Origin of the sequence: Candidatus Sarcina troglodytae (assembly GCF_015708635.1) — a bacterium.
Taxonomy (GTDB): Bacteria; Bacillota; Clostridia; order Clostridiales; family Clostridiaceae; genus Sarcina; species Sarcina ventriculi.
Genome location: NZ_CP051754.1, coordinates 2,361,199 through 2,381,031, shown reverse-complemented (window position 1 = coordinate 2,381,031; position 19,833 = coordinate 2,361,199). Strand labels below are relative to the sequence as shown.

22 protein-coding genes are annotated in these 19,833 nt (G+C 26.7%); 15 read left to right on the top strand and 7 right to left on the bottom strand.

What is annotated here, in order from left to right; all coding sequences use genetic code 11:
• Window positions 1-86: 86 nt before the first annotated feature.
• On the bottom strand, window positions 87-554 hold the full coding sequence (locus HH195_RS11095; RefSeq protein ID WP_058993554.1) for a DUF2383 domain-containing protein: 468 nt from the start codon (window positions 552-554) through the stop codon (window positions 87-89).
• Between the two features lie 175 nt (window positions 555-729).
• Here HH195_RS11095 and HH195_RS11090 point away from each other — a divergent pair, with 175 nt between their 5' ends.
• The 12 genes from HH195_RS11090 to HH195_RS11040 all read left to right on the top strand — a co-directional run bounded on the left by HH195_RS11090 (window position 730) and on the right by HH195_RS11040 (window position 13,099).
• Window positions 730-1,221 carry a GNAT family N-acetyltransferase gene (locus HH195_RS11090; protein WP_196371125.1) on the top strand — a complete coding sequence of 164 codons (492 nt, stop codon included), beginning with the start codon at window positions 730-732 and terminating at the stop codon, window positions 1,219-1,221.
• Between the two features lie 34 nt (window positions 1,222-1,255).
• The gene (locus tag HH195_RS12730) at window positions 1,256-1,483 is read left to right on the top strand and encodes a hypothetical protein (protein ID WP_371811658.1); all 228 of its coding nucleotides are present in this window, start codon (window positions 1,256-1,258) and stop codon (window positions 1,481-1,483) included.
• Between the two features lie 68 nt (window positions 1,484-1,551).
• On the top strand, window positions 1,552-1,779 hold the full coding sequence (locus HH195_RS12725; RefSeq protein WP_371811657.1) for a M20/M25/M40 family metallo-hydrolase: 228 nt from the start codon (window positions 1,552-1,554) through the stop codon (window positions 1,777-1,779).
• Between the two features lie 183 nt (window positions 1,780-1,962).
• On the top strand, window positions 1,963-3,144 hold the full coding sequence (locus tag HH195_RS11080; protein WP_112365533.1) for a macrolide family glycosyltransferase: 1,182 nt from the start codon (window positions 1,963-1,965) through the stop codon (window positions 3,142-3,144).
• Window positions 3,145-3,439: 295 nt separating this feature from the next.
• Window positions 3,440-4,825 carry an MFS transporter gene (locus HH195_RS11075; RefSeq protein ID WP_055259058.1) on the top strand — a complete coding sequence of 462 codons (1,386 nt, stop codon included), beginning with the start codon at window positions 3,440-3,442 and terminating at the stop codon, window positions 4,823-4,825.
• 28 nt (window positions 4,826-4,853) lie between these two features.
• The gene (locus HH195_RS11070) at window positions 4,854-5,297 is read left to right on the top strand and encodes a MarR family winged helix-turn-helix transcriptional regulator (RefSeq protein ID WP_058993544.1); all 444 of its coding nucleotides are present in this window, start codon (window positions 4,854-4,856) and stop codon (window positions 5,295-5,297) included.
• A 169-nt stretch (window positions 5,298-5,466) separates the two neighbouring features.
• Entirely contained in the window at window positions 5,467-6,006 is a 540-nt protein-coding gene (locus HH195_RS11065) for a TetR/AcrR family transcriptional regulator (protein WP_055259055.1), read from the top strand.
• A gap of 176 nt (window positions 6,007-6,182) precedes the next feature.
• Window positions 6,183-7,388, top strand: coding sequence for a macrolide family glycosyltransferase (locus HH195_RS11060; RefSeq protein WP_196371124.1), 1,206 nt, complete (start codon window positions 6,183-6,185; stop codon window positions 7,386-7,388).
• A 251-nt stretch (window positions 7,389-7,639) separates the two neighbouring features.
• Window positions 7,640-8,326, top strand: coding sequence for a response regulator transcription factor (locus HH195_RS11055; protein WP_055259050.1), 687 nt, complete (start codon window positions 7,640-7,642; stop codon window positions 8,324-8,326).
• Window positions 8,310-9,368 (top strand): HAMP domain-containing sensor histidine kinase, encoded by a 1,059-nt coding sequence (locus tag HH195_RS11050; protein WP_243278504.1) that lies wholly within the window; start codon window positions 8,310-8,312, stop codon window positions 9,366-9,368. The genes HH195_RS11055 and HH195_RS11050 overlap by 17 nt, the downstream gene beginning before the upstream one ends.
• Window positions 9,369-9,542: 174 nt before the next feature.
• Window positions 9,543-11,339 (top strand): ABC transporter ATP-binding protein, encoded by a 1,797-nt coding sequence (locus HH195_RS11045; RefSeq protein WP_196371123.1) that lies wholly within the window; start codon window positions 9,543-9,545, stop codon window positions 11,337-11,339.
• Window positions 11,339-13,099 carry an ABC transporter ATP-binding protein gene (locus HH195_RS11040; RefSeq protein WP_196371122.1) on the top strand — a complete coding sequence of 587 codons (1,761 nt, stop codon included), beginning with the start codon at window positions 11,339-11,341 and terminating at the stop codon, window positions 13,097-13,099. Before HH195_RS11045 ends, HH195_RS11040 begins: the two co-directional genes overlap by 1 nt.
• Window positions 13,100-13,232: 133 nt before the next feature.
• On the opposite strand, the gene HH195_RS11035 is transcribed toward HH195_RS11040, so the two are convergent.
• The 3 genes from HH195_RS11035 to HH195_RS11025 all read right to left on the bottom strand — a co-directional run bounded on the left by HH195_RS11035 (window position 13,233) and on the right by HH195_RS11025 (window position 15,542).
• Window positions 13,233-13,697, bottom strand: a complete 465-nt coding sequence (locus HH195_RS11035) for a pyridoxamine 5'-phosphate oxidase family protein (protein WP_195925787.1) — start codon at window positions 13,695-13,697, stop codon at window positions 13,233-13,235.
• A 92-nt stretch (window positions 13,698-13,789) separates the two neighbouring features.
• Complete coding sequence (locus HH195_RS11030; protein ID WP_055259034.1) at window positions 13,790-14,638, bottom strand: MurR/RpiR family transcriptional regulator; 849 nt, start codon at window positions 14,636-14,638, stop codon at window positions 13,790-13,792.
• Between the two features lie 49 nt (window positions 14,639-14,687).
• Window positions 14,688-15,542 carry a Cof-type HAD-IIB family hydrolase gene (locus tag HH195_RS11025; RefSeq protein WP_196371121.1) on the bottom strand — a complete coding sequence of 285 codons (855 nt, stop codon included), beginning with the start codon at window positions 15,540-15,542 and terminating at the stop codon, window positions 14,688-14,690.
• 212 nt (window positions 15,543-15,754) lie between these two features.
• Here HH195_RS11025 and HH195_RS11020 point away from each other — a divergent pair, with 212 nt between their 5' ends.
• Entirely contained in the window at window positions 15,755-16,636 is an 882-nt protein-coding gene (locus HH195_RS11020; RefSeq protein WP_196371120.1) for a PHP domain-containing protein, read from the top strand.
• A gap of 117 nt (window positions 16,637-16,753) precedes the next feature.
• On the opposite strand, the gene HH195_RS11015 is transcribed toward HH195_RS11020, so the two are convergent.
• Complete coding sequence (locus HH195_RS11015) at window positions 16,754-16,948, bottom strand: hypothetical protein (protein WP_196371119.1); 195 nt, start codon at window positions 16,946-16,948, stop codon at window positions 16,754-16,756.
• Between the two features lie 308 nt (window positions 16,949-17,256).
• Between HH195_RS11015 and HH195_RS11010 the strand changes: the two genes are divergently transcribed.
• Window positions 17,257-17,637 carry a nuclear transport factor 2 family protein gene (locus HH195_RS11010; RefSeq protein WP_196371118.1) on the top strand — a complete coding sequence of 127 codons (381 nt, stop codon included), beginning with the start codon at window positions 17,257-17,259 and terminating at the stop codon, window positions 17,635-17,637.
• A 32-nt stretch (window positions 17,638-17,669) separates the two neighbouring features.
• Window positions 17,670-18,299 carry a class I SAM-dependent methyltransferase gene (locus HH195_RS11005; protein WP_055259027.1) on the top strand — a complete coding sequence of 210 codons (630 nt, stop codon included), beginning with the start codon at window positions 17,670-17,672 and terminating at the stop codon, window positions 18,297-18,299.
• An 86-nt stretch (window positions 18,300-18,385) separates the two neighbouring features.
• On the opposite strand, the gene HH195_RS11000 is transcribed toward HH195_RS11005, so the two are convergent.
• Together HH195_RS11000 and HH195_RS10995 are read right to left on the bottom strand one after the other, a co-directional pair.
• A complete protein-coding gene (locus tag HH195_RS11000) occupies window positions 18,386-19,123 on the bottom strand; it encodes a hypothetical protein (protein WP_055259026.1) in 738 nt (245 codons plus the stop codon).
• A gap of 111 nt (window positions 19,124-19,234) precedes the next feature.
• Window positions 19,235-19,783 (bottom strand): nitroreductase family protein, encoded by a 549-nt coding sequence (locus tag HH195_RS10995; RefSeq protein WP_196371117.1) that lies wholly within the window; start codon window positions 19,781-19,783, stop codon window positions 19,235-19,237.
• Window positions 19,784-19,833: the final 50 nt, after the last annotated feature.

The following is a 19,833-nucleotide window of genomic DNA, read 5'->3' as shown; positions in this document are numbered from 1 at the left end:
AGTGTAGATTAAGATGTAAATTAAACCATGTATTTATTATTAGATTATTTATTATAATGGTATTTTGTGCTGATAAAGTGTTGTGATTATTTTATAACACTTTTTTTATAAAGTAGATTTAAATTATTAAGTATTATTTCATATTCTTGCAACATATCATTTAAACTATTAATCATGGATTGATTTGCATTAATATTTTTTAAATTAGTTATTGCGTTTGAACCACCTTTTATACCCATATCCATTGCTTTTGTAGCACTTTTTAAAATTTCATCATCATTATTCATAAATATATCTTTTACTCTTTCGAAAAAGCTTGCTATTTCTCCACTTACACCTAGAGAGTCATTAGGATCTCCATTAACTTTTTCTATATATGAAATTATTATTTTTTTTTGGGACTTAAATTTAGATATAATTTTTGTGAATTCATGTTTTAGTTTAGAACTATCTGTTTTGTCTAAATATATTTCAAAAGAGTCTATTCCCATATTTATTCCTTTTAAAAAGCTATTTAATTGTTTTATAGTTTCTTCTTTTTTAGTTACATCCATCTTTTTCGCCTCCTAGTAGTAATTTTTCCACAAATATTGTTAATTTATTCATTGATAAAAGATAGTTTAATTTAGAAAAAGCTTGACTTAAGGACTTTAAACGACATAATTAATATATAAAAAGAACAGGATTTAATGATATTTTAAAAAATTGAAGAGGAAAAGGTGAATTAAAATGATAATAAGAAAAGCGAAAAAAGAAGATTTAAAAGAACTTTTGGATATATATAACTATGAAGTAGAACACGGAGTAGCGACTTTTGATTTGGAAACAAAGACTTTAGAAGAAAGAGAGGAGTGGTTTTATAGTCATAATGTAGATAATCATCCTTTAATTGTAGCAGAAATTGATGGAAATATTGCGGGATATGCAAGTCTATCTTCTTATCGTGAAAAAGAAGCATATAAAAGCACAGTAGAACTTTCTATATATATAGGAGTTGGCTATAGAAAAAAAGGAGTTGCAACCGCTCTTATGGATTCTATTTTGGATGAAGCTAAAAGAGATGAAAGAACACATACAGTAATTTCAGTTATTACATCAGGGAATGAGGGGAGCAAAAAGCTTCATGAAAAGTTTGGGTTTGAATTTTGTGGAACCTTAAAGGAAGTTGGAATAAAATTTGGGAAATATAGAGATACAGATAGTTATAGATTGGGTGTATAGTTAATTTTATTATGAAATAAAGTGAGGCAAATTTATGAGAAAAATATTAGAAAATGCCCAATTAATAAAAGATGAAATAGTAACCTTTAGAAGGACTATTCATCAAAAGCCTGAGTTTGGTCAAAATCTTCCAAAAACTACTGCTTATGTAATGGATAAGCTTAGAGGATTTGGTTATGAACCAAAAGAGATATGTGAAAGTTGTGTTGTTGCTACAATACAAGGGGAAAAAGCAAGGAAAAACATTTCTTTTAAGGGCTGATATGGATTCATTAAATTTTAATCAATGAGATTGCGTCTTACATAAAAGATATTGTAGGAGAAAAATCAGTGATTCAGTATAAAGGTGGACAAGGTATGGGCTCGGAGGATTTTGCATATTATTCACAAGAAGTTCCTTCTGTTTTCTTTATGGTAGGGGCAGGTAGTAGTAGTGAAAATCCCAAATATGGATTACCAATGCATCATCCTAAAGTAGAATTTAATGAAGAAGTGTTAGTTACTGGAGCAGCTATATATACTTATAGTGCTATTATGTGGTTAAAAAATAATAAATAAAAAGTATATAATTCTAAAAAATCTTCTAAAAATGATTAAAAATAATTTTAGAAGATTTTTTTATGTTAACTAATATAGAGATTTTATAAAAATTTTATAGAATTTTTATTTATAGATTTAAAATTTATGTTATAAATAATTATATAAATTTTACTTAGGATAAGAAGAAAGAAGGGATTTACAATGGCAAGAGGGTTGTTTTTAGCATTTCCAGGACATGGACATGTTAATCCAACAATAGGATTAGTTAATGAGCTTATTAGAAAAGGAGATGAAATAATTTACATATGTTCTGAAGAATTTAGAAGTAAATTTGAAAATACTGGTGCTAAATTTATAGGTTTTGATTTGGATCTTTCAGATTTTGATGGCAAAAATACAATTGATAATATGGGAGAAAGGTTTTTAAAAATATTTAAAAATATTTTAAATTTAGCTATAGAGCAAGAGGGAGAATTTGATTATATAGTAGTTGACCCTTTTATAAGACCTGGAACAAAAATTGTAGAAAAGTTTAAAGTTAAAAAAGTAATAACAATATCTACAACTTTTGCTATTAATAAAGAATTTTCTGAAAGAATTTTAAAATCTATGTCACAAGATAAATCAACAATTGATAAGATGACTGAAAATTTTATAAAGTTAAAACCTGAATTTGAAAAATTGGGAAAAGAGTTCGGTATATCTTTTCCAGAAAAGCCAATAGAATTAATAACTGGAGTTAAAAATGATTTAACTATAGTGTTTACATCTAAGTATTATCAACCAAATGCGGAAGTTTTTGATGAAACATATAAATTTGTTGGGCCATCTATATTTGATAGACGTGAATTAGAAGATTTTAAAATAGAAAATTCTAAAAACAAGAAAATTGTATACATATCTTTAGGAACTATTGCAAATACAAATATTGAATTTTATAAGAATTGTTTTAAGGCTTTAGGTTCTAGAGAAGATTTAATGGTTATAATGTCTGTAGGAAAGAAAATTAATATTAGTGATTTAGGACAAATTCCTACAAATTTTAAATTGTATAATTATGTTCCACAACTTGAAGTATTAAAGAAAGTTGATTTATTTATAACTCATGGAGGAATGAATAGTTCAAGTGAAGGTTTATATAATAATGTACCTTTAATAGTTGTTCCACAATTTGGAGACCAACCTGTGGTTGCAAAGAGAGTTGAGGAATTAGGTGCGGGTGTTCCTTTAATGGGGGACATATCTCCTTTAGCTATTGAAAATGCAGTTAATAAAATTTTATCTGATAATTCTTATAAAGAAAATGCTAAAAAAGTTGGCGAATCTTTAAGAGAATGTGGTGGATATAAAAAAGCTGCGGAAGCTATCCACAAGGTAATTTAATTGTATTTAAAATAAATAATTTTATAAGATTACTAAAAATATCTTTGAAGGAACTAGACCTTTAAAGATATTTTTTGTTGTATAGTAATTTTAAAATTTTAATTTAGTTGACAAATCAACTTATTTTAATTTATACTGTATTAGTATTATAGATTAATTTTTTTATCAAGAGTTTTAAATCTTTAATTTTAATTCATATTTAGTTGATATATCAACTAAATATGAATTAAAATTTTTTAACTTGATATTAAATTTGAAATAAAGTTTTATCTTGCAATAAACAAAGGAGGAAAATATGAAAAATACTAAGAATGCTACAAAATTAGCTGTTTTAGCTGTTGCTTTATTAACTATAATTGCTACATCAGCAATAGGGCCATCTCTTGCTATTATAAAAGTTAATTTTCCGCAAGTAAGTCCGACATTAATAAAATCAATAGTAACAATTCCAGCATTAATATGTATTCCTATAAGTTTACTTAGTAATCAATTTAGTAGACATATAAGAAAAAAATATTTGCTTATTTTAGGTCTAATTATTTATTTAATAGGAGCTATAGTATGTTATTTTTCAAATAATATATATATGCTTTTAGGGGCAAGAGGAATTTTTGGTATAGGACTTGGAATCATTGCACCTATGTCTTTGGTTTTAGTAGGTGATTTTTTTGAAGGAAAAGATAGAGCAAAATTTATGGGATATTCAAGTGCTTGTAGTAATATCGGAGGAGTTATAGCTACACCAATTGTTGGAATTATAGCTGTTATTGATTGGCATAATATATTTTTAATATATTTAATAGCTTTACCTATATTACTTGTTGTGATATTTTGTCTTCCAAAAGTTGCGCCTTTTGATGGATATGCGCCAGAAAATCGTAAAGAGAATATACATAATGAAACTAAGCATATAAAATTAAATTTAGAGGTATTTAAATATGCAGTTATTATAATATTAGCTTTTATAACTTTTTATAGTATTCCAACTAATATAGCACTTTTAATTGAAAATAGAAATTTAGGAAATTCTGAAACATCAGCTATTTTAATAACATTAGTTACTTTGTTTGCATTTTTTTCAGCTATGTCATTTGGAAGAGTTCTAAGAATATTCAAAGAAACGTTAATATTAATCTCATTTATAATTATAGCAATTGGTTTAATAGTTTTAATTTCAGCTAATACATTTACTTTTATGGGACTTGGAGTTATTTTAGTTGGTGTAGGATTTGGGCTTATTGTACCTTATTCACTTTATTACGCTTCAAAGTGTGTTCATAATAAACATACATCACTTGCTATTACTATAGTAACGACTTCAATATATGTTGGTGAGGCAATATGTCCTATAGTATTAGATTATATAGCTAAATTTCTTAACTTAGGAAATGTTATTGGTTCTTTTTATGCTGCTGAAGTATTAGCAATTGTAGCTATTATATTTTCTATTGTTATTATTATGTTATCTAAAATTAAAAAAAGCGGTACTAATCAAAAGTCTATTAATTTAGAAGATGATGGTGAAACAAATGAAATTGTAGTAGAGGTTATTTCTGTTAATGATTTAAGTAATGATATTAAAACAGGTATTGATTATAATAGAATAAAATCACAAATAGATAATCAAGTTTCATTTGGATATAAAAAAAATAAAGTTAATATTTTAGAAAATAATAAATAAAAGAGAGTTTTATTTATAGGAGGATATCATGGGTTTAAATGAAAGAATAAAATTATCTAAATGGGCTGATATTCTCAGCAATAACTTTCAGGCTTATGTAAATTTAAAACTTAAACCTTATGATTTAAAATTTGCTGAATTTATATGCTTATTAAATTTGTATGAGAATGATGGAAGCCACCAAGATTTTATAATTAAGAGAAAATACACAGATAAATCTGCAATAACTAGAACTCTTCAGTCTTTAGAAAAAAAAGGCTTTGTAAGACGTGAAAAAAGTGAAGAAGATAAAAGAATTAATTGTGTTTATTTAACTGAAAAAGCATTAGATTATAAGGAAGAATTAGATAAAATTATTGATGAGTGGCAAGAATTTTTAAATGATTGTATTCCAAGAGATGAATATAATAAGATTGCAACTGCACTTGAAGATATAACAATAAAAGTTTTAACTAAGTTAGGGAAAAAATAATTTAATACTACACAAATTTAATATTAAAAATATCTTTTTTTTTAAAATTAACACAATAGCTTTGTGTAACAATGAATATATCTCAATTAGAATGTAAAATGTTATAATATTATACAAAGAAAAAAGGCTTAATAGCTATGGAGGAATTTGTATAGAGGAGTAAAAGATTATGCCAGTGGATATGAAGAGTCTTATAGGAAATACTTTTGAAGAGATGATGGAATATAAGAGTATAGATAAAATTACAATTAAAGATTTAGTAGATGCTTGTAATATTTCAAGGCAAGCATTTTACTATCATTTTCGAGATATAATGGATGTTGTAAAATATAAATTTGAAAAAGATATGAGAACAGTATTAGCTAATAGTCTTAATACATCTTCTTTAGAGGAAGCTTTACAAATATTTATTCTTGAAATAAGTAAAAGAAAAACAATTATTCAAAAACAGGTAATATCTCAAAGAAAAGAAGAGATAGCTGTAATAGCCCTTGAGGTGGTTAATAAGTATTTGCAAGAACTATTTAGAAAGAAAGTTTTAAAAAAGAAAATTAGTTATGAAGAGTTAGATGTAATAGTTGATTTTTATTCCTGTGGTATTACAACATTTTTACTAAAGCAATATGAGAAAGAACAAGTTGATGAAAAAAAATTAGCTTATGAACTATCTAAAATAATATCAGTAGGTATAATGCCTTATGAAATATAGTATAAAAATTTAATAATAAATGCTGAATTTATTTTGACAAAAACACATAAGTGTAAAATTATTTTACGTTTATGTGTTTTTGTATATACATATCTTACAATTTGATAATGGTTGTACTATGAAATATTTGCTATAAATAGAATAAGAAAAATAATTAAGAGAAAGAAGTGACTTTTATGGCAAGAGGATTATTTTTAATGGTTCCAGCACATGGACATGTTAATCCAACAATAGGTTTAGTTAATGAACTTATAAGCAAAGGAGATAGTATAACATATATAGCAGGAGAAGAATTTAGAGATAAATTCGAGAATACAGGGGCTAATTTTGTAGGATATGAAGCAGATTTATCAGCATTTAATGGTCAAACAAGTAGTATTAGTAATATGGGAAAACAGTATATAAAGATATGTAAAGACATTTTAAATCTTGCTATAAAACAAGAGGGAGAATTTGATTATTTAGTGGTTGATCCTTTTATAAAACCAGGAACAAAAATTATAGAAAAGTTTAAAATTAAAAAGGTTATAGCAACATCTACAACTTTTGCTATGAATGAGAAAATATCTAATAGTGTTTCAAGCGTAATGGAAAAAGATAATAAAGATATGTTAGAGATGATGAAAACTTTTCTTACATTAGCACCTAAATTTAAAAAATTAGGAAAAGAGTTTGGTATAAATTTTCCCAAAAACCCTATGGATTTATTAATGGGAGATAAATATGATTTAACTATAGTATTTACATCTAAATACTTTCAACCTAACTCAGATGAATTTGATGAAACATATAAATTTGTTGGGCCTTCTATATTTGATAGACATGAACTTGAAGATTTTACAATAGAGAATGGTGAAAATAAAAAAGTTATATATATATCTTTAGGAACTATTGCAAATACAGACCTAGAATTTTATAAAAGCTGTTTTGAGGCTTTGGGTTCTAATAAGGATTTGACTGTTATAATGTCCATAGGAAATAAAACCGATATTAAAGATTTAGAAAAAATACCTGAAAACTTTAAAGTGTACAACTATGTTCCACAACTTGAAGTTTTAAAGAAAGTTGATTTATTTATAACTCATGGTGGAATGAATAGTTCAAGTGAAGGATTATATAATAGTGTTCCTTTAGTAGTTGTGCCTCAATTTGGGGATCAACCTGTAGTTGCAAAAAGAGTTGAAGAGTTAGGTGCTGGTATAGCTTTAATGGAGGATAGAAGTGTTCAAGCTATAAGAAGTGCGGTTAATAAGATTCTATCAGATGATTCTTATAAAGAAAATGCTAAAAAGATAGGTGAATCTTTAAAAGCTTGTGGTGGATATAAAAAAGCTGCTGAAGCTATTTATGAAGCAATTGATAATGTTGAAGTTTTAGTTTAAATTTAATATATAGAAGCCACTTGGTTAGATTAACTAGGTGGTTATTTTTTTATATCATAGACATCAAATATTTTAAAATATCCTGCACTAGCATTATAAAGAGCATATCCAATTACTTTTATTGTAACATCAACTTTACCTTTTTGAAAAATTGTAGTTTTTTATAGATGTGTATTAATAAGTTTATTTTAAATTTATTCACTAAAAGTATTATAATAGTAAATAATGTAAATAATGGCGGAGGATATATTATGATTAGCATATTAGTTGTTGAAGATGATAAACATACTAGAAAATTAATGGAAACTATTTTAAAAAGGCAAGGATATTCTGTTTTTGTAGCAGAGGATGGAGTGCAGGGAATGGAAGTTCTTGATAATCATCATATCGATTTAATTATTTTAGATGTTATGATGCCTAATATGGATGGGTTTGAGTTTGCAAAAGAGCTTAGGGAAGGGGAATGTATGATACCAATACTTATGGTTACTGCAAAGCAATTGCAAGAGGATAAAATAAAAGGTTTTGTTGCTGGAGCTGATGATTATATGACAAAACCTATTGATACAGAGGAGATGCTTCTTAGAATAAAAGCACTTCTTCGTCGTTCTCAAATTTTCCTTTCAAAAAAAATTAATATTGGAAAGGTTACTTTAGATTATGATTCTTTAACTGTAACTCGTGATGGTGAAAAGCAAACTTTGCCTCAAAAAGAGTTTTATTTATTGTACAAGCTTTTATCTTATCCAGATAAGATATTTACTAGAATTCAATTAATGGATGAAATATGGGGAATGGAAACGGAAAGTTATGACACAACTATTAATGTGCATATTAATCGCTTAAGAAAGAGATTTGATTCTTATCCAGAATTTGAGATAGTTTCAGTTAGGGGACTTGGATATAAGGCGGTAAAAAAAGATGAAAGGAATGAATAGATGTAAAAAATTTATAGGTAAGATTAGTTTAACAATATCATTTTCTATTATAATATTTATTATAAATTTAATAACTACTATCATTGCTGGTGGGTTAGTATATTTTTTGGTATATGTAGGAATTGTAAATGATAAAAACATTCAAAATAAGATGTTGCTTCCAATAATAACTCTTATTTCGTGTATAATTATTGGAATCGTGGTTTCGACTATTTCAAGTAGAATTGTGCTTAAGCGTATTAGACAATTTATTGAGGCTACTGCTAAATTATCACGTGGCGATTTTACTACACGTCTTAATATAAAATATCCTCCAGAATTTATAGTGTTATCTAAGAACTTTAATCTTATGGCAGAAGAATTAGGAAGCATGGAGGTGCTTCGTACAGATTTTATAAATAATTTTTCTCATGAATTTAAAACACCTATTATATCTATAAAAGGCTTTGCTGAAATATTGAAAGATGATACTTTATCTAAGGAGGAGCGAGATGAATATTTGGATATAATTATAGAGGAATCTCAAAGATTAAGTTATCTTGCTACTAATGTTTTAAATCTTTCAAAAATAGAGGGACAAGCTATATTAAAAGATAAACAAAAATTTAATGTAGGAGAACAAATCCGTCAAAATATACTTCTTTTAGAACCTAAATTTAAAGATAAAAATATTTCATTAAATATTGATATTGATGATTGTATTTTAATTGGGAATAAAGAAATGTTAAGTCATGTATGGTTAAATTTATTAGGAAATTCTATTAAATTTATCAATGAGAATGGCGTTATTAGGGTTATTGTTAAGAAAAGAGATGATAATATTATTATGATATTTAGTGATAATGGCATAGGAATAAGTGAAAATGTCATACCTAAAATATTTGATAAGTTTTATCAAGGCGATACATCTCATGCAACAAAAGGAAATGGTTTAGGTTTAACAATGGTTAAAAAAATAGTAGAGTTGCATTCAGGAACAATAAAATGTGAGAGTGTTTTATCTAAGGAAACCAAATTTACAATTACATTGCCTATAGAATAAATTAAAATTTTTAAATTAAATATTAATACATTTAAAAAGAATTATTCATAGATATTCTAAGAATAGTTCTTTTTTTATTTAATATAAAAATCATATTTTCCAAAAAGTTTATTTTAAGTTTATATTTATATATTAATATACTAATAGGAAATTAGTAGGAAGGGGTTTAATTTTATGTTAAAGATATTTAAAAATTTTAAAGGCAAAGAATGGCTACTCTTAAGTATTAGTGTTGTATTTATAGTGTTGCAAGTGTGGCTAGATTTAAGATTGCCAGATTACATGAGCGATATTACAAGACTTGTGCAAACACAAGGAAGTGAAATGAGTGAGATTTTAACCGCAGGTGGATGGATGCTTCTTTGTGCTTTAGGTAGTTTAATTGCATCAGTTATTGTTGCTGCACTTGCTGCAAAAATAGCTTCAAATTTTTCAGCTACGCTTAGGTCTAAATTGTATGACAAAGTTCAGGATTTTTCCATGGAAGAAATAAATAATTTTTCAACAGCAAGCTTAATAACACGTTCGACAAATGATGTAACTCAGGTACAAACATTTATAGTTATTGGCTTACAGTTATTAATAAAAGCACCTATATTAGCTGTTTGGGCTGTTTTAAAGATTACAGGGAAGAATTGGGAGCTATCTTTAACAACAGGAATAGCTGTTTTAATATTATTAATTATTGTTGGTATATGCATTGCAATAGCTCTTCCAAGGTTTGCAAAACTTCAAAAATTAACTGATAATTTAAACCGTATTGCAAGAGAAAATCTTTCAGGTATTTCTGTTACTCGTGCATATAATGCAGAAAAATATCAAGAAGATAAATTTGAAGAGGCAAACTCAGAACTTACAAGTGTTAACTTAGTTGCTAACCGTGTTATGGCAACGTTACTGCCAAGCATTAGCTTTATAATGAGTGGATTAACTCTTGCAATATATTGGGTTGGAGCAGTGCTTATTCAAAATGCGGATATAACAAGTAGAATGGGATTATTTTCAGACGTTGTCGTTTTCTCATCATATGCAATGCAAGTTGTCATGGCATTTATGATGCTTGTTATAGTATTTATTTTAATGCCTCGTGCATCAGTTGCAGCAAAGAGAATTAATGAGGTATTAGATGCAGAAATTAAGATAAAAAATGGGACAACTTCACAAGAAATTGTTAGTGCAGTTGGAGAAATAGAATTCAAAAATGTTAGTTTTAAGTATCCAGATGCTGATGATTATGTGATAAAAGATATTAGTTTTAAGGTAAATAGAGGAGAAACTGTGGCATTTATTGGTGCAACAGGTTCTGGAAAGAGTACATTAATTAATCTTATTCCTAGATTTTATGATGCAACAGAGGGTGAGGTTTTAGTTAATGGTATGAATGTAAAAGAATATGATCAAAAACATCTTAGAAATAAGTTAGGTTATGTACCTCAAAAGGTAACTTTATTTGAAGGAAGTATTGAATCTAATATAGCATTTGGTGATAATGGAAGGTCAAAAATATCAAAAGATGATGTTGTTTATGGAATTTATGGAGCTCAAGCAACTGAATTTGTTGAGAGGTTAGATGGTCAATATGAGGCTCATGTTTCACAAGGGGGAAATAATTTCTCTGGTGGACAAAAACAACGTTTATCAATAGCTAGAGCGATATCCCGTAATCCAGAGGTTTTAATTTTTGACGATTCATTTTCTGCTTTAGATTATAAAACTGATAGCAAACTTCGTAAGTTTTTAAAGCATGAAAGTGTTGGAACAACAACTATAGTAGTAGCTCAAAGGATTAGCAGTATAAAAGAGGCTGATAAAATAATTGTATTAGATAATGGACTAATTGTTGGTATGGGAAAACATGATGATTTAATGAAAGAGTGTAATGTATATCAAGAAATTGCTTATTCACAACTTTCAAAAGAAGAATTAAGTATAGTAAAAGAGGTAGAAGTTTTAGAAGAGGAGGCTATATAATGGATAAAAAGAAAGAAACAGAAAAAAATTTGGGCAAACTTATAGTTTATTGCAAAAGTTATATGCCTATAATAGTTATAGCATTAACAAGTGCAGTAATTGCAACTATTTTATCCTTATTAGGTCCTGATAAGCTTTCTGAAATGACAGATACTATAACTAATGGAATATTAACTAGTATTGACATGGAAAAGATAACTTCAATAGGATTAATTCTTGTTATTATATATGGAGCAAGTGTTATATTAAACTTAACTCAAGGATATATAATGGCAACTGTTACTCAAAGAATCACTAAAAATTTAAGAAAAGATATTTCTAAAAAAATAAATAAACTTCCAATGTGGTATTATAACAATAATACCACAGGAGATTTACTTTCTCGTGTTACAAATGATGTAGATACAATTGGACAAGCTTTAAATCAAAGCACAGGAACTTTGATAAGTGCGATATGTTTATTTTTAGGTTCTTTAGTTATGATGTTAAAAACGAATTTTATTATGGCAATAACTGCTGTTATGTCAACAATTATTGGGTTTGCACTAATGTCAGTAATCATGAAGAAGTCTCAAAAATATTTTACTAATCAACAGGAATATTTGGGAAAGATAAATGGGCATATTGAAGAAGTATATTCAGGGCATACTGTAATTAAGGCTTTTAATGCAGAAGAACAAATGAGGCATACATTTAAAAGTTTAAATTATAGTCTTAAAGATAGTGCTTTTAAAGCACAATTCCTTTCAGGACTTATGATGCCTATTATGACTTTTATAGGTAATTTAGGATATGTTGCAGTTTGTATAGTAGGTGCAATACTTGCTATGAATGGAAGTATATCTTTCGGAATAATTGTAGCATTTATTATGTATGTTAGATATTTTACACAGCCACTTGGTCAAATTGCACAAGGGGTTCAAAGTATGCAATCAGCAGCTGCTGCAAGTCACAGAGTGTTTGAATTTTTAGAGGCTGAAGAAATGGAAGATGAGAGTCATAAAGCTTTAGCTCTTGAAAATGCTGATGGAAAAGTTGAATTTAAAAATGTTAAATTTGGATATAAGGGTACAGGTAAAATAATAATAAATAATTTTTCAGCTGTTGCAAAACCTGGACAAAAGATTGCAATTGTTGGGCCAACAGGAGCAGGTAAGTCAACCTTAGTAAACTTACTTATGAGGTTTAATGAAATAAATAGTGGTGAAATATTAATTGATGATGTACCTATAAGTGATTTAACAAGAGAAAATATCCATGATTTATTCTGTATGGTGCTTCAAGATACTTGGTTATTTGAAGGAAGTATTAGAGAAAATTTAGTATATAACAAAACTGATGTGCCAGATGAGGTAATTAAAAAAGCATGTAAGGCGGTAGGATTAGATAGTTTTATAGAAAATTTACATGATGGATATGATACTGTTTTAAGTGATAAAGTTAATCTATCAATAGGACAAAAACAACAATTAACCATTGCAAGGGCAATGATTAAGGATTCACCAATGTTAATCTTAGATGAAGCAACAAGTTCAGTAGATACAAGAACCGAGCTTTTAATTCAACAAGCTATGGATAAACTTATGGAGGGAAGAACTTCTTTTGTTATAGCACATAGACTTTCAACAATTAAAAATGCTGATATTATACTTGTATTAAAGGATGGAGATATTTTAGAAAGTGGAAACCATGAGGAATTGCTTGAAAAGGGTGGTTTTTACGCAGAATTATATAATAGCCAATTTGAAGAGGCTTCTTAAAATATAGAGTTAAAGGCTAGATTTTAGTTTTTAAAATAATAAAAATAAGTTCCCTGGTTTAGACTAGGGAACTTATTTTGTTTCCTTTTATTTTACTAAGTTTTTTAAGATTATTATTTAAATCTTATGAAGTTTATCTTTTTGCCTTGCCTGTAATCATATCTATTGATATTTCATAAACAGATACCTTATTAATAGCTGCTTTTATGTACTTCATACCTGCTTGTTTGTACTCACTACTATATTTATCTAAGAACTTTTCTAAAGCCATTTCTTTATCAGTTCCTTCACATAAAGAGGCGGTTCCAAGTACTACTACACTTTCATATTTTGTAGCAAATTGAGATGGTAATATTTCTGTGTTACCAACAACAGTAAAGCATACTTTAGGATTATTATGTATATTTTTAGTTTTTTGTCCTGATTCACAAGTTCCATGAATATAAATTTTATTGTTTGCTACAACATAGCTCATAGGAACTGCATAGGGATAATCATCTCCCATAGTTGATAAAATACCATATTCACATTTTAGTAAAACTTCCATGGTTTCTTCTTCAGGTAATTGTCTATTTTCTTTTCTCATTTTTTCTAACAAGGTAAATCCCCCTTTTAAATTATAATTTATTATTAAACAATTATATCATAGTAAAAGGTAAGAATATTTTGCTTTTTACTATAAATTTATATCTATTTATCAGATAATTTTTTATAAGCATCAAGTTTATAAGTTATATTTTTATTATAATTAAATTTGAAATATGAGGTATATATGCAATCTAAAATATATAATAATGATAATCGTGTTGAAAAAGATGAAATTTTATTGTAGTGATTTTCATTAGAACTTAAATATAAGTGATAGTTTGCATATTTAGTTAAAGAATTTTTGTTAGTAGAAGAAATTAATATAATTGGTGTTTTGTTTGTTTTTAAAGTTCTAGCTAATTTCTCTATTATAAATCCTCTGCCTTCAAAAGAAACTATTATTGCTACATGACTTTCATCACTAGTAGATGCAGTTAAAAGTTGATGATATTCTTCTATTGGAACATTAACGAAAGTTCCAATTTCTTGCATTTGAAATTTAAAATTTTGTGCAAAGTAAATATTGCCTGCAGAAGTATAAAAATCAATATGATGTGATTTATTTAAAACATTAGATATTAATTTTAATTGTTTTGTATCTATTAAATTTAATGTTGATATTAAAGTTTGTTCGTATAATTCCTTTATTTTAATAGTAATTTGATTTTGTGTTTCATTTTCTTTAAATGGGTAATTATAGTCTATTGAAGTATCTTCTTTTAAATATTCACTAATAGACATAGATACTTGAAGCTTTAATTCTGATAATCCAGCCAAATTTAATTTTTGGCATAATCTATAAATAGTAGAGGTTGAAACAAAGGCAACTTCACTAATTTCAACAGCACTCATTTTTATAAAATCTTCAGAATTATTTTCTATATATTTAACCAATGTTTTTTCATTTTCAGTAAGATTAGTTATTTTATTTAATTTGCTAAAAATGTTCACAAGAATCACCTCATGAACATTATACAATATTCTTATTAAATTTTAGTAGTTAAGTTAAACAATATATTGGAAGGCATTTGTTTAATGTATGAGCGATTCCATCTTCATCATTAGAAAAAGTTATTTCATCAGCTACTTTTTTTAAGGCATCTACTGCATTGTCCATAGCAATACCAATTCCAGCATATTTAATGATTGAAATATCATTATGCCCATCACCAAAAGCAATAATTTCTTCTCTTTTATATCCCATAGGAGTTAAGACAGTATCTAAAGCTTTAGCCTTATCAATTCCTTTAGCAGTAAATTCAAAGTAAAATGGAGCAGTAAACATGCAACTTAAACTATCTTTAAATGGCTCCATTATTTCTTTATAGTGTTCTTCTAGGTATTCAGGATCCCCAGCAGTTAAGATTTTATTTAGTGGATAGTCAGCAAGGGCTACTAAATTATCTTTTTCACATAACTTAAATTTACCACCACGAGCCTCATATTGAATTATATTAAAAGGTTCATTTTTTATTTGTATGTTGCAATCAAAAACATCATTAACATATAAATAATCATCTTTATCAATCATAGGTTTAATATTAAATTTCTTTAAATGTTCTAAAACAGCTTGTCCCTCTTCAACAGTCATAGTTTCATTAAATAAAATTTCATTAGTTTCACAATCAATAACTTTAGAACCATTAAAGCAAACTAAAAGCCCATGATGTTTATCCATTTCTAGTTCTTTAGCAAAATCAATTAATCCAGAAGTAGGTCTTCCGGAGGCTAAAACCAAAAGAATACCATTATTTTGAGCTTCAATTAAAGTTTCTTTAGTCTTTTTTGTTATTATTTTTTTACTATTAGTTAAAGTACCATCCACATCCATTACAATTACTTTTATATCATTCATATGTGTCCCCCCTATTTTTTTCTTTTATTATATTAGTTATATTTATATAAAAAAATATGTATACGAAAAGATGAGTAATATTTATCATGAATAATAATTTTAGGGAAAATAAATGAAAAAAAATTATCATTTTATTTTGTTTAATTTACATAAAAATGTTTAATTGTTAAAATGATTTGTAAGAAAGTTACAAAGATAAGGGAGTGGAGAAAATGAGTTATATAGATTTGCATATGCATTCTTGCTACAGTGATGATGGAGAATTTGAACCTAAACAGTTAATTGATTTATGTTTAGAAAAAAATATAAAATATTTCTCTATTGCAGATCACAATAGTGTAAGAGGAATAAAAGAAGCAAAAGAATATTGCGTTGGTAAAAATATTAATATTATTCCAGCAATAGAATTAGATTGTACTTTTAATGAAATTAATTTGCATGTTTTAGGGTATGGAATAGATTATGATAAAACAGTATTTTATGATATTGAGAATAACATCATAAAACAAGAACAATTTGCATCAAAAAAACGTATGAAATTGGTTAAAGAGTTAGGAATAGATTTTTCAGATGAGGTTATTAATTCATTATCTAGAAATGGAGTAGTTAACGGTGAAATGATTGCTGAAGCAGCTATGAAATTTGATAAAAATCATGAAAATCCACTTCTTATGCCTTACTATGAAAATGGTTCTAGGAGTGATAATCCATATGTTAATTTTTATTGGGATTATTGTGCTCAAGGAAAGGCAGCTTATGCTGAAGTGAGTTTTATAAGTTTGCAAGAGGCGATTAACATTATTGAAGAAAGTGGAGGCATTCCTATTTTAGCTCACCCAGGAAATAATATTAAGGAAAACATAAATTTATTAGAACAAATTATTTCTTGCGGTATTAAAGGAATAGAAGTTTACAGCAGTTATCACAGTAAAGAGCAAGTAGAATTTTATAAAAAATTCTCTTTAAAGCATAAATTATTTTTAACATGCGGAAGTGATTTTCATGGAAAGACTAAACCAAGTATAGTTATAGGTGGAACCGATTGTGAAGGAATTGAAGATAAAATTATATCGCAGTTAAAATATTATTGTTAAAGGAATATAAGAATTTTATATTTTCATGTAATTTCCAATTAAAAAACTCTCTTTTAAGAACTTAAATTATTATTATTTTGGTTCTTAGAAGGGAGTTTTTTATTAATTTTATTTATTTTATTTATTTTTTTTTGCCTTTTTTTCAGATGTTTTTTTAAAATTTTTAGTTATTTTATTATTTTTAGATAAAAAAGTATCTACAAATTTGTTTTCTATTTTTTTATAGGTTGTTACAATGTTTTTTCCAATCGTTTTATAAGCGTCTATTAAATTTTCTTCAATTTTTTTATTTTTCTTAATGAACTTTGACATAATAAAAAGTCCTTTAAAAATATATATTATTTATTATATTAAAAAACTCTTAAAATGTTACTCTATTATTTGAATTTTAAAATTTGTTTCAGATTTATTTTTCATAATTTAATAATTTTTATTATATCAAAAAATTATTAATTTTAATGATATAAATTTTATTATAATTAAAGAGGTTATTTTGTGTACTTTAAAAGAAATGATATATAATTACATTATAAAATACATAAATTATATATAGTTTGTGTGTATAAGTGAAAGAGTTTATATTAAAAAATACACAAATTATTTATGAAAGGATAGTTATTATGGAGATTTTAAACAAATATTTTTTGTTATTTGATGAAGCAAGAACAAGCAAAAGTGCAAAGGAGGAGTTAATCAGTCTTTTTTCAGAAGATATGTCATTTGTTTTAGCAGGCAATATTAAAAATGGAATTGATGAATGGAAAAAATTTTTAGATTTAATATATGAAAATAATGCAGATATTAAACATATGCATGAAGAGTGGAAGTTCAATAAAAGTACAAATAGATATAAAGCTAAGTGGGCTGTTTGTGGAAAAAGTAAGGATGGTAAGGTATATACTAAACTTGGAATAGATATTGCAGAAATTGATGAACAAGGAAAGATTAAGTATTTAGAAAACGTACCTGACGATTCTAAACTATTTGAAAATTATAAATAAAATATAATATATAAAAATTGGAGGTTAAAAAAATGTCAGAAAAAATAGATTTTGAATTTATGAAAAATGCAGCATTTCCTAAAGGAGAAGATGGAAGTAAAATATTAGATAATATGAATGAGAGTCATTACAATCTTACTAAATGGGGTTTTGAACATGTGAATTTTGGAAATCGTATTTTAGACATAGGTTGTGGTGGTGGAGCTGCTATTGAACAGATTTCAAAACTTTATCCTCAATCTACTATATATGGATGTGATATTTCACATGTGTCTATAGAATCTACTATTGCAAAGAATAAAAAGCTTATTGATGAAGGTAGATTGAAGGTAGAAGTATGTGGGGTTTCAAAATTAAATTTCCCAGATGAATCTTTTGATTCTGTATATTCAATTGAAAGTTTATATTTTTGGCCAAATCAACAAGAAGATTTAAAAGAAGTGGCTCGTGTACTTAAAATAGGTGGTAAATTTATGACTGCTTTAGAGATGGTTGGGGGAAAGATGAATGAAAAAAGTTCTGCTATAGCTGAGCATTTAAACATGAAATGCCCATCAAAAGATGAATTAAAAACTTTACTTGAAAATGCAGGTTTTACAGATATAGCTTTAGATTATAATGAAGAAAATGCATGGCTTTGTGCTGTTGCTACTAGGAAGTAAATATAAAAAGCAAAAATGTTGTCTATAAAAATAGACAACATTTTTATTCAGAATTTTAAAATTGATTAGAATATTAATATTCAAAATTAAATTGTAGTTACTGTTTGGTATTGATATACAGATATATTAAGAACTAATAACAATTTTTCAGTTACTGTATCATATAAAATACTGTCTTCATTACATTTATTTTTCATAAGAACTGTCTCATTTATTGAATAAGAGTCTAATTCATATTGATAAGGTTCATTAATTGTTACAGTTTGAGTAAAATATCTTTGACAATCAGCTTGAGATACAGAACCTTTATCGCATACTTCTATGCAATTATTTAAATAAGATGTTTCAACCATATTAGGAGATGCTTCAACTTGAGCCCCTGTTATAGTTATAGGGTTTGAGAAATCGAATTTAACTTTAGCAGTTATATCATTATAAGTGTTTTTCATTGCTAAACAATCAGTTTCGCAATCAGAAGCTGTTCCTTCAATAGGAGTTGCATAAGATATATTTTTTAACATATATCCTTCACCAAACATATAACCTTGTATAGTCCCAGTTGTTGTGTTTATTGTTGTATTAGATACAAAAACTTGATCTAAAACTACTCTTCTTTGGATTTTCTTTATATCGTAAAAACCCTCGTCAATGTGTATTTCATCTCTTATAGGTTGAGTTATGGTTATATTACCAACTCTAACTAAAACTTTAGCTCCACCAGTTGTATTTTGTGTTTGACCTGATGAGAATACTCTAGTATCTACTTGCACCTCGTCTGTGCAATAATCTTCTACGAAATCTTTTTCACAACGTGTATTATCCATTTATCTTACCTCTTAAATTGAATTTAATTGTTTATTTAATGTATTATATTAGGCTAGATAAAAAAGTGTTAATAAATTCTAATAAAAAATACAATTTAAAATCATATTTGATTAATCATGAGTAGTTTTGTTTTTTCCTGGTTTAATTCCTTCAAAAGAATTAAAGAATACAGTTTCTTGTATATCATGACGAATATTGTGCAATTTGTTAGGAACAGAATCTTCGCTAGGATAACCAATTGGAAGAAGAGCAACAGGAACAAGGTATTCTGGCAAGTTAAATTTTTCTTTAATAAGTTCTGGAGAAAAATGTCCAACCCATGTAGTACCTAAGCCAAGATTAGCTATTTCTAACATCATTTGAGTTGTAACAATACTAGAATCAATATCTCCCATATCTTTTTTGTCGTAATGTCTTTTCCAACTAACTGAGGAATCATAACAAATTAAAATTGCTAATGGTGCATTAAAATGATATGGCGTACACTCTTTAAGCTTAGACAAACTTTCTTCACTTTCTATGACTAACATTCTTTGAGGTTGATAATTTACTGCAGTTGGAGCAACTCTTCCAGCTTCTAAAATTAAATCTAATTTTGATTGTTCCACTTTTTTATCACTAAATTTTCTTACAGAATAAATAAAAATATTATTTATCAATAAAACAACTAATTTGTAAAAAAAATATTTTTAACAATATATTTGTAAAT

What these genes read in the sequence shown, in the direction of transcription:
- HH195_RS11065 (WP_055259055.1), top strand. Translation starts at nt 5,467, where the DNA reads ATGCCAGTGGATATGAAGAGTCTTATAGGAAATACTTTTGAAGAGATG.
- HH195_RS12730 (WP_371811658.1), top strand. Translation starts at nt 1,256, where the DNA reads ATGAGAAAAATATTAGAAAATGCCCAATTAATAAAAGATGAAATAGTA.
- HH195_RS11045 (WP_196371123.1), top strand. Translation starts at nt 9,543, where the DNA reads ATGTTAAAGATATTTAAAAATTTTAAAGGCAAAGAATGGCTACTCTTA.
- HH195_RS11080 (WP_112365533.1), top strand. Translation starts at nt 1,963, where the DNA reads ATGGCAAGAGGGTTGTTTTTAGCATTTCCAGGACATGGACATGTTAAT.
- HH195_RS11070 (WP_058993544.1), top strand. Translation starts at nt 4,854, where the DNA reads ATGGGTTTAAATGAAAGAATAAAATTATCTAAATGGGCTGATATTCTC.
- HH195_RS11015 (WP_196371119.1), bottom strand. Translation starts at nt 16,948, where the DNA reads ATGTCAAAGTTCATTAAGAAAAATAAAAAAATTGAAGAAAATTTAATA.
- HH195_RS11010 (WP_196371118.1), top strand. Translation starts at nt 17,257, where the DNA reads ATGGAGATTTTAAACAAATATTTTTTGTTATTTGATGAAGCAAGAACA.
- HH195_RS11025 (WP_196371121.1), bottom strand. Translation starts at nt 15,542, where the DNA reads ATGAATGATATAAAAGTAATTGTAATGGATGTGGATGGTACTTTAACT.
- HH195_RS11095 (WP_058993554.1), bottom strand. Translation starts at nt 554, where the DNA reads ATGGATGTAACTAAAAAAGAAGAAACTATAAAACAATTAAATAGCTTT.
- HH195_RS11020 (WP_196371120.1), top strand. Translation starts at nt 15,755, where the DNA reads ATGAGTTATATAGATTTGCATATGCATTCTTGCTACAGTGATGATGGA.
- HH195_RS11040 (WP_196371122.1), top strand. Translation starts at nt 11,339, where the DNA reads ATGGATAAAAAGAAAGAAACAGAAAAAAATTTGGGCAAACTTATAGTT.
- HH195_RS11050 (WP_243278504.1), top strand. Translation starts at nt 8,310, where the DNA reads ATGAAAGGAATGAATAGATGTAAAAAATTTATAGGTAAGATTAGTTTA.
- HH195_RS11090 (WP_196371125.1), top strand. Translation starts at nt 730, where the DNA reads ATGATAATAAGAAAAGCGAAAAAAGAAGATTTAAAAGAACTTTTGGAT.
- HH195_RS11005 (WP_055259027.1), top strand. Translation starts at nt 17,670, where the DNA reads ATGTCAGAAAAAATAGATTTTGAATTTATGAAAAATGCAGCATTTCCT.
- HH195_RS11055 (WP_055259050.1), top strand. Translation starts at nt 7,640, where the DNA reads ATGATTAGCATATTAGTTGTTGAAGATGATAAACATACTAGAAAATTA.
- HH195_RS11060 (WP_196371124.1), top strand. Translation starts at nt 6,183, where the DNA reads ATGGCAAGAGGATTATTTTTAATGGTTCCAGCACATGGACATGTTAAT.
- HH195_RS11000 (WP_055259026.1), bottom strand. Translation starts at nt 19,123, where the DNA reads ATGGATAATACACGTTGTGAAAAAGATTTCGTAGAAGATTATTGCACA.
- HH195_RS11075 (WP_055259058.1), top strand. Translation starts at nt 3,440, where the DNA reads ATGAAAAATACTAAGAATGCTACAAAATTAGCTGTTTTAGCTGTTGCT.